Source organism: Geobacillus sp. B4113_201601, assembly GCF_001587475.1.
GTDB classification, from domain to species: Bacteria; Bacillota; Bacilli; order Bacillales; family Anoxybacillaceae; genus Geobacillus; species Geobacillus icigianus.
Window position 1 is genome coordinate 1 of record NZ_LQYX01000112.1, and the last position, 758, is coordinate 758.

Below are 758 nucleotides of genomic sequence, written 5' to 3' on the forward strand. Positions count from 1 at the left end.
AAGCAAGAAGATAGCGTGATCATAGCGATTCACATTTTGGGGAAACTGCTTGGTTTTTCTTCCGAACGGGCATGGCATCGCTTTGTCACCGGAAATTTGTTCACAAACGGGCAGTTTCTTGAACGTTCCCGATACAACCGTCGTTGTCGGGCACTGCACTTTGCCATCAAATGGATCCGCCATGAGCTGGCAAAACGCGGCCACCATCATGCCTATGTCGTCGTCGACAGCTTGCCGCTTCCATTGTGCCATGCCGCAAGAAGGCATCGTGTCAAACGGTTTCAAGGAATCGCCGACATCGGGTATGGCGCTTCAAAAAAGCAATGGTACGACGGCTGGAAACTGCACCTTCAAGTGACCGATCAAGGGTTGCCTTGGGATATGTGGTGACGGAAGCGTCCTGCCATGATCGGATCGCCGCTGAAAGCGTGATGACTCAAATTCCTCATCCCTATCACCTTGGGGACAAAGGGTTCATTAGCCGTGAGTGGCAAAAAAAGCTGTACGAAGAATACCAAATGGCGCTTTGGACTCCGTCTCGAAAAAACCAGAAACATCGCCCGTCCGGGGCATGGGAGAAGTGGATCCAACAAAAACGCAAAGTGATCGAGACGGTGTTTTCGATTCTGGTGGAGCAATACCGGATCACAGAGATTCGAGCGAATTCTGTGATCGGATTTGAAGTAGCGCTCGATGGCATATGGTTAGCCTATTCGCTGGTCACACTTGGGTTAGTTGAGTTCTAACGCTCAACTAGC

The 758-nt window shown here is 50.5% G+C and carries 1 pseudogene; it reads left to right on the top strand.

Going from position 1 to position 758, the window contains the following annotated elements:
* A pseudogene (locus B4113_RS15655) lies at positions 1-746 on the top strand (IS982 family transposase); the annotation flags it as partial.
* Positions 747-758 lie beyond the last annotated feature (12 nt).